Here is a 7,538-nt window from a genome sequence, read left to right on the forward strand (position 1 = left end):
ACCACGCTGTCGACGATGTCCCAGAGCACGACCAGGGCGGTGCCGGCGATGACGACGGTGGCGACGGTGTTCAGGTTGTCGCCCTCGCCGAGCCACTCGAAGCGGCTCACCAGGTCGGGGTTGAGCAGCCGGTCGGTCGACATCAGCCAGACCACCGGCACCGCGAACGCCAGGTCGAGCACCGCGTTGGCCGCGACCAGCGGCCAGTTCCACCGGCCCGCCCGGTACTTGGCGATCTCCAGGCCGACGGTGGCGACCAGGACGGCGATCAGGAACGGCAGCCAGAAGCTCCACAGCGCCGGGTCGAGGACCGGCAGGTTCCCGTCGCCGTCGGCGGGCACGAACGACCGGAAGTGCTGCAACGGCAGGTAGGCGATGAAGAGCGCCAGGAAGGCGATCGAGGCGGCGGCGTCGGTCAGCGTGATCTGCCGGTGGGTGGTGTCTTCCGGAAGCTGGTCGACGTTCCACGCGGGCAGGTGCAGCGGGGTCTTGGTGCGTTCCAGCACCGCGAACACGAGGGTGACCCAGAAGGCGATCTGGATGGCGACCGTGAGGGCGGTGGACACGCCCTCCCCGATGGCCGCGCCGGCGTCGTCGCCGTCGGTGGCCGCCAGCAGGCCGACCAGCACGCCGACCGTCGCCGGGACGAAGCTGAGCAGCAGCTTCAGCAGACGTTCCCAGGCCAGGTAGTAGGTCGGGCCGATGAGCTGCAACCGGCGGTCGGCGTAGCTGGCGGCGAGCTTCGCCGGGTCGCCCAGCTCGGTGAGCACCTCGCGCTCGGCGGTGGCGGCGTCCTGCCCGCCCGCCGTGCGGCCCTCGACCATGTCGGCGATCGAGGCGCGCAGCTCGGTGGCGATCTCGTCGCGGCGCGCGACCGGCACCGAGCGCAGGGTCGCGACAAGGTAGCGGTCGGTGAGGTTGGTCATCGGTCGGCTCCTTCGATCAGCCTGGTCAGTGAGGTGTGCACGGCGGTCAGGTCGGCGAGGAGGCGGTCGAGCACCGACTCGCCCTCCCCGCTGGTCCGGTAGAACTTGCGGGGCCGGCTCTCCTCGGTGTTCCACTCGCTGGTGAGCAGCCCCTGCTCCTCCAGCCGCCGCAGCAGCGGATAGAGCGTGTTGGCGTCCACCGGGAAGCCGTGGTCGGAGAGGCGTTGCAGCAGCGCGTAGCCGTAGTCGGGGCGGCGCAGGGCGACGAGGCTCGCCACCACCACGGTGCCCCGACGCAACTCCTGGAGGTGCGTCCGCAGGATCTCATCGCTTCCCATGCGTCACACCATACTGTGTGCCACACACCATTGTCCAGCCCCATAACAACGTGATCGTCAACAGCGGTGTGTCGAAGACAGGCGGGGGTGGTCGACGGGAGCGAGGAAGCGCCACGAAGCCGTCGACGGCGAAGGTCGCGAGGGGTGCTCACCTGACCGGACCGGAACCCGTCGCGCGGGGTTGTCGGGGTCGGTGAAGATGGGCCGCCGGCACGGGACCTGCCGGCGGCCCGCAGCGGCCCAACCATCGAAAACGGGGGATCCGACGGTCGCGGGGCCGCGCGCAGACAACGGTACGCCGGGCCGCCGCGATCCGCCGCCCCCTGACGGCGCGCGGATCCGTCACCTGTGCGGCGGTTCGCTCGTTGTGTCCGGTGGCCCTGCCGTGTCGGTGGTCACCACGGACGAGGGTCGTGCCCGGTACCGCCGAGCGACCCGTCAGGCTCGGTACACCGATCGGTCCGTCCGGCGAGGTGGCAGTGGTGCCCGAACTACTCACTGAGGTCGCGTCGCCCACCTGGGCGTACCTCGCGCTGCTCGGGCTGCTCGTCGCCGACGCCTTCGTCCCGGTCATCCCGACCCAGGTCATCATGATCACCAGCGGCGCCCTGACCGTGTACGGCGGGCTGGACCTGCCGACGACCATCGCGGTGGGCGCGCTCGGCGTCTTCGCCGGGGACGTCGCCTGCTACCTGCTCGGGCGGAGCGCGCCGGACCGCCGGCCGCCCCGGGACACCGCCCCGGGGCGGGCCCGGCGGGTCGCCGGCCGGGTCACCCGGGGCCTGCGCCGGCCGGGCCCCCTCGTGATCCTGCTCTGCCGCTTCGTGCCGGGTGGCCGGATGGCCGCCTGCTTCTCCGCCGGGCGCAGCCGGTACCCGTACCGGCTGTTCCTGCTCTACGAGGGCGTGGCGGCGGCGGGCTGGGCGACCTACGGCGGGCTGGTCGGGCACCTGGGCGGCACGGCGCTGACCGGGTCGGCGTGGCGGCTGGCGGTGATCGCGGCGGTCGCGGCGGCCGGGTTCGGCGCGGCGGGCTGGGCCATGACCGTCCTCGGCGCCCGGCGGGCGGCCGCACCGGAGCCGGCGGTGCCGGTCGTCGTCGTCCCGGCGCGGGCCGACGGCAGGGCCGACGCCGCCTAGGCAGCGTCTCCCGGCACGTCGACCGCCGCGCGATTCCAGCTGGTCGACCAGCCGCCAGCGTCCCCGACGGCGCGCGACCGGCCCCACCTCCGCCGTTCCGCCTGGTGGCCGGCGCCTGCCGGCCTTCTGCTGTTCGTCGCACCCCTCAGACACAATGCCCGGCCATGGACGTACGACAGGAGTTCCGGTACGCGGCCCGGGAGATGGGCGTGCCGGTGGAAGAGATCGAGCGCTGGGTACGGCTGGCCCGACCACGGACGGAGCTGGTTCCCGACGGCGACGGCCTGCCGGTGGCCGGTCGGTTCGGCGGCCTCGCGGCGTTGCCGGAGGGCGAGCAGTGGCCTCCCGGGCAGTGCCTCGTGTTGACGCTCGACCTCGCCGCGATCCCCTCGCACTGGCACGACCTCGACCTGCCGGCCGACGGGTCGCTGCTGTTCTTCGTCGAGCCGGACTTCACGCCCACCCGCTGCCGGGTCGTCCACGTGCCGGCCGGCACTCCGGTGACCGAGCAGCCGAGCCCCGGGATGCCGGTCTTCGATCCGTTTCCGCTGCACGCTCGCGCCGACTGGAACCTGCCGAACGCCGAGCACGAGGTGCCGTTCGACCTCCGCCTGGACGACGAGGTCGAGGAAGCCATCGGAGAGGTGATGTGGGACCTCGAGGGCAACGGTTCCGATTTCTCCCTCGGCGGTTACGGCGACACCAGCACCGGCGGCGCGGACAACCCCATCGTCGACGCGAACGAGCACACCGTGCTGGCCACCGTCCGGCTGTACGAGGAGGAGGTGGGTGACGCGTTCGGCGAGACGACGATCGTCGTCAACTTCATGATCAGACATGCGGATCTGGCCGAGCGCACCTTCGACCGGATCTGGCTGATGACCGACTTCAACGGCTGACGCGGCCAGGGCCCCGGCGTGGTCCCCGGCTCGGCGTCGACCGCGACGAGGCACCCGGGCGTGCGTCCCGGGCAGGACCGACCAGGACGCCCACCGCGAAACCGACGGCCCCGAAGGCGGGCGCCCGCCCACGAGACGGCCTAGGGGTGGTCCCCGGGACCGGACTGGGTGGAGCGCCCGGATCCGTCTGGGGTGGTCGGCGCGACAGGCTGAGGCATGCCTGGAACCCGGAACAGTGGACTGCTGGCGCTCGGCGGGATCGCCGTGGCGGCGCTGCTCGCCGTGATCGGCCACGTCGAGGTGAACGACGACCTGAACCCCTGGGCACTGACCGTCAGCGACTACGCAGTGTCCGACCGCGGGGGCGTGATCGACGCGGCCATGGTGGTGCTCGCCGTCGCCACCGCGGTGCTCATGCCCGCCCTGTGGCGCGCCCACCGGCCCTCGGCGGTCCGCCCCGCGCGGACCGCCGAGCTGCTCCTGGCCGCCTGGATCGGCGGGCTGCTGCTGGCCGCCGTCGTGCCGACGAACGAGCCCGGCCTGCCCATGGACACCGCCGCCTACGTCCACCGGTACGCCTCGGTGGTCGCCTTCCTGGCGCTGCCCTTCGCCGGCTGGCTGCTCGCGGCCCGGCTACCCGTCGGCGCCCGCGCGGTGCGCGGGCTCGCCTTGGCCAGCCTGGCCCTCGCCGCGGCGATGGTCTGGTCGGCCTACCCGGGCGACCGGCTGCTGCTCGGCCTGGTCGAGCGGCTGCTCATCGTCGCCGAGGTCGCCGTGCTCGCCGTCGTCGCGGTCGCCCTGCTGCGCCGCCGCGCCGAGCGGGAGGTGACGCCCGGCCCGACCCGCGGGGCGGGCCGGAACGCCCTCCGCTCACCCGCCGTCGGCGCGGCGGAGGGCGGTCACTCCAGCTCGTGGAGCATGAGCTGACGGGCCGCCTCGGTGATCGAGCCGGACAGGCTCGGGTAGATCGTGATCGTCTGGGCCAGCTCGTTGACCGTCAGGTTGTTCTCCACCGCCATGGTGATCGGCAGGATCAGCTCGCTCGCCTTCGGCGCCACCACGACGCCGCCGATCACCTGGCCGCTGGCCGGGCGGCAGAAGAGCTTGACGAAGCCGTCGGCGAGGTCGTCCATCTTGGCGCGGGCGTTGCCGTCCAGCGGCAGCATGACCTGCCGGGCCGGCACCTTGCCCGCGTCGACCTCGTCCTGCGATACGCCGACCGTGGCCAGCTCCGGGTCGGTGAAGACGTTCGCCGCGACGGTACGCAGCCGCAGCGGCCGGACCGCCTCGCCGAGCGCGTGCCACATCGCGATCCGGCCCTGCATGGCGGCGACGCTCGCCAGCGGCAGCACCCCGGTGCAGTCGCCGGCGGCGTAGACGCCGGGCACGTTGGTGCGGGACACCCGGTCGACGGTGACGTAGCCGCCCCGGGCCAGCGCGACGCCGTACTCGGCCAGGCCCAGGTCGGCGGTGTTCGGGATCGAGCCGACCGCGATGAGCGCGTGCGAACCGGACACCTTCCGGCCGTCGGAGAGCTCGACCTCCACCCCGTCGGCGGTACGCCGGACCGCGTCCGCCCGGGAGTTGTTCAGGATGCTCATGCCCCGGTTGCGGAAGACCCGCTCGATGGCCATCGCCGCGTCGGCGTCCTCGTGCGGCATCACCCGGTCGCGGCTCGAGACCAGGGTCACCTGGACCCCCATCGCGAGGTAGGCGCTGGCGAACTCGGCGCCGGTCACGCCGGAGCCGACCACGACCAGGTGCTCGGGCAGCTCCGGCAGGTCGTACACCTGGCGCCAGGTCAGGATGCGCTCGCCGTCCGGCACGGCGGTGGGCAGCTGGCGCGGGGTGGCGCCGGTGGCGACCAGGACGGTCGACGCGTCGATCGTCTGCTCCCCGCCGCCGTCGGCCGGGGTGACGATCACCCGGTGGGTGTGGCCGAGCATGTCCTCCCCGAGCCGGGCGGTGCCCGCGACGAAGGTCACGCCGGCCTTGACCAGCTTCGCGTGGATGTCGGCCGACTGGGCCAGCGCGAGGCGCTTGACCCGCCCGTGCACCGCCCGGGCGTCGACGGTGACCGCCTCCAGCCCGTCGGAGTGCACCCCGAACTCCTCGGTGTCCCGGTAGCCGGTCACCACCTCGGAGCTGGCGATGAAGGTCTTCGACGGCACGCAGTCGGACAGCACGCACGCCCCGCCGGCGCCCTCGGCCTCCACGACGGTGACGTCGGCGTCGAGCTGCGCGGCGACCAGGGCCGCCTCGTAGCCCGCCGGTCCGCCGCCGATGATCACGATCCGGCTCACAGCGCCGTCCCTCCGTTCGCGACTGCGGGGCTCCGCTCCGCCGCACTCCTCGCGCTCACCGGGCCGTCCCTTCGTTCGCGACTGCGGGGCTCCGCTCCGCCGCACTCCTCGCGCTCACCGGGCCATCCTTTCGTTCGCGGCTGCGGGGCTCCGCTGCACTCCTCGCGCTCACCGTGCCCGCCCCCGACCAGTGCTCACAGTGACTTTCTTCTCCCGAACGCGTCCGACACGCACCGTCGTATTCTCCCCCACCCGGCGGGCGGGCTATCGTCATCGCCGTGCGTCATTACGCCGCCTACGGCTCAAACCTCGACCCCGCCCGCATGCGCGCCTACTGCCCGCACTCGCCGATGGTGGGCACCGGCTGGCTGGAAGGCTGGCGGCTCACCTTCGCGGGTGAGGACGTCATCGGCTGGGAGGGCGCGGTCAGCACGGTCGTCGAGTCGCCCGGCGACCGGGTCTTCGTGGCGCTCTACGACATCCACCCCTACGACGCCGCCCAGCTCGACGAGATCGAGGGCGTGACCGCCGGCACGTACCGCAAGCTGCACGTGCGGGTCTCGACCCTCGACGGCGACGTGACCGCGTGGATCTACGTCTTCGACGGCTACGAGGGCGGCCTGCCCACCTCGTGGTATCTCTCGGAGATCGCGAACGCCGCCGAGAAGGCGGGCGCCCCGGACGACTACGTCACCGAGCTGCGGTCCCGCCCCACCGGCACCGCGTCGGCGTAGCGCGTATCCCACGACCCCAGTCTGCTCCGGCGCCGGGGCGGGCCTCCAGCCGGCCCCGGCCGGGGTCGTCAATCACACACAGCCGGCCCGACCGGCGTCGTCAACCACACCCAGCCGGCCCCGACCGGCGTCGTCGGTCACGCTCCGGCGGCCGGGACGACCAGTTCGTACATGTCGGTCCAGCGCACCTCGCGCAGCCCCACCGAGCGGTAGAGCGTCACCGGGGCGGTGGGGTTGGTCAGGTCCACGCCGAGCCCGGCGGCCTCGCGGCCCTTGGCCGCGTACGTGGCGAAGGCCCGCAGCAGCAGCGCCGCGCCCACTCCCCGGCGCCGGTGCGCCGGCAGCACCGACAGGGCCCGCACGAAGCCCTCGTTCTGCTCCAGCGCCTGGTCGGAGGACTGGAGCGCCCCGGCCGGCACCCCGTCGACCTCGGCGACGAACCACTCGTCCCAGGTGGTGCCGAACGGGATGATCCGCTCCCGCCACCGGTCGAAGCCGACGGGCTCGTAGTCCGGGGTGTCCCGGAACGCGATGTCGTAGATCCGGTGGAACTCGCGCAGGTCGGCCTCGTCGTCGCCGCGCAGCGGGCGGACGGTCACCCCGGGCGGGGGCGGCGGCTCGGCGGGCAGCCCGGCCAGCGGGCGGCGCATCCGCACGTACCGCTTGACCCGGCTGAACCCGGCCTCGGCCAGCTCCGCCGCCCAGCGCGTCTCGGGGGCGAAGACGGCCGTACGCACGGTCAGCTCCGGCAGGCCCCGCTCGGCGGCGCGTTCGGCGACCCGGTCGAGCTGCCGGGCCAGCAGGGGCGCGCGCAGGTCGTCGCCCCGCGCCGGGTCGACGTAGACCTCGACGAACTCGCGCCCGACGCCGGTCGGGTTGTCGAGCGTCGCCCAGGCCACGACCGCGCCGTCGGGGTCGGTGACCACCCACGAGTCGCGGGCCGGGTCGAAGAACGGCGCGGTCAGCGCGGCGGTGACGTCCTCGGCGTCGAAGTCGGGGTGGCCGACGGCGAAGGTGTCGGCGGCGTGCACCACGGCCAGGATCGCCGGCACGTCGTCGTGGGTGGGGCGGCGGGCGTGCCAGCCGGCGGGAAGAGTCACGGGGGCGATCCTGACAGGCGGGCCGGTGGGCGCGTCATCACGTTGAGCTGACCGGGTCGGATCGGCTGGACGTTGCCGAGGCTGTCGCGGTGCAGAATC

The 7,538-nt window shown here is 73.5% G+C and carries 8 protein-coding genes; 4 read left to right on the forward strand and 4 right to left on the reverse strand.

All coding sequences use genetic code 11. The features are described from left to right. Positions 1 to 926: HAAS signaling domain-containing protein (locus tag ACWENR_RS28375; RefSeq protein WP_452280017.1), on the reverse strand; the 926-nt coding region annotated here is incomplete at its 3' end. After that, positions 923 to 1,264, reverse strand: coding sequence for a PadR family transcriptional regulator (locus tag ACWENR_RS28380; protein WP_452280018.1), 342 nt, complete (start codon positions 1,262 to 1,264; stop codon positions 923 to 925). The genes ACWENR_RS28375 and ACWENR_RS28380, both read right to left, overlap by 4 nt. A gap of 482 nt (positions 1,265 to 1,746) precedes the next feature. On the opposite strand from ACWENR_RS28380, the gene ACWENR_RS28385 reads away from it, so the two are divergent. From ACWENR_RS28385 to ACWENR_RS28395, 3 genes are all read left to right on the forward strand, one after another. Then, positions 1,747 to 2,403, forward strand: coding sequence for a DedA family protein (locus ACWENR_RS28385; protein WP_452280019.1), 657 nt, complete (start codon positions 1,747 to 1,749; stop codon positions 2,401 to 2,403). Positions 2,404 to 2,567: 164 nt separating this feature from the next. Next, positions 2,568 to 3,302, forward strand: a complete 735-nt coding sequence (locus tag ACWENR_RS28390) for a DUF1963 domain-containing protein (protein WP_452280020.1) — start codon at positions 2,568 to 2,570, stop codon at positions 3,300 to 3,302. A 216-nt stretch (positions 3,303 to 3,518) separates the two neighbouring features. Next, the gene (locus ACWENR_RS28395; protein ID WP_452280021.1) at positions 3,519 to 4,229 is read left to right on the forward strand and encodes a DUF998 domain-containing protein; all 711 of its coding nucleotides are present in this window, start codon (positions 3,519 to 3,521) and stop codon (positions 4,227 to 4,229) included. Here the strand turns inward: ACWENR_RS28395 and ACWENR_RS28400 are convergent. Beyond that, positions 4,202 to 5,605, reverse strand: a complete 1,404-nt coding sequence (locus ACWENR_RS28400; protein ID WP_452280022.1) for an NAD(P)H-quinone dehydrogenase — start codon at positions 5,603 to 5,605, stop codon at positions 4,202 to 4,204. The two genes, ACWENR_RS28395 and ACWENR_RS28400, sit on opposite strands and share 28 nt — an antisense overlap. A gap of 278 nt (positions 5,606 to 5,883) precedes the next feature. On the opposite strand from ACWENR_RS28400, the gene ACWENR_RS28405 reads away from it, so the two are divergent. Next, a complete protein-coding gene (locus ACWENR_RS28405) occupies positions 5,884 to 6,339 on the forward strand; it encodes a gamma-glutamylcyclotransferase (RefSeq protein ID WP_302918274.1) in 456 nt (151 codons plus the stop codon). A gap of 137 nt (positions 6,340 to 6,476) precedes the next feature. On the opposite strand, the gene ACWENR_RS28410 is transcribed toward ACWENR_RS28405, so the two are convergent. Then, complete coding sequence (locus tag ACWENR_RS28410) at positions 6,477 to 7,439, reverse strand: N-acetyltransferase family protein (RefSeq protein WP_452280023.1); 963 nt, start codon at positions 7,437 to 7,439, stop codon at positions 6,477 to 6,479. Positions 7,440 to 7,538 lie beyond the last annotated feature (99 nt).

The sequence above is a fragment of the Micromonospora sp. NPDC004336 genome (assembly GCF_053602615.1).

What these genes read in the sequence shown, in the direction of transcription:
- ACWENR_RS28380 (WP_452280018.1), bottom strand. Translation starts at nt 1,264, where the DNA reads ATGGGAAGCGATGAGATCCTGCGGACGCACCTCCAGGAGTTGCGTCGG.
- ACWENR_RS28390 (WP_452280020.1), top strand. Translation starts at nt 2,568, where the DNA reads ATGGACGTACGACAGGAGTTCCGGTACGCGGCCCGGGAGATGGGCGTG.
- ACWENR_RS28395 (WP_452280021.1), top strand. Translation starts at nt 3,519, where the DNA reads ATGCCTGGAACCCGGAACAGTGGACTGCTGGCGCTCGGCGGGATCGCC.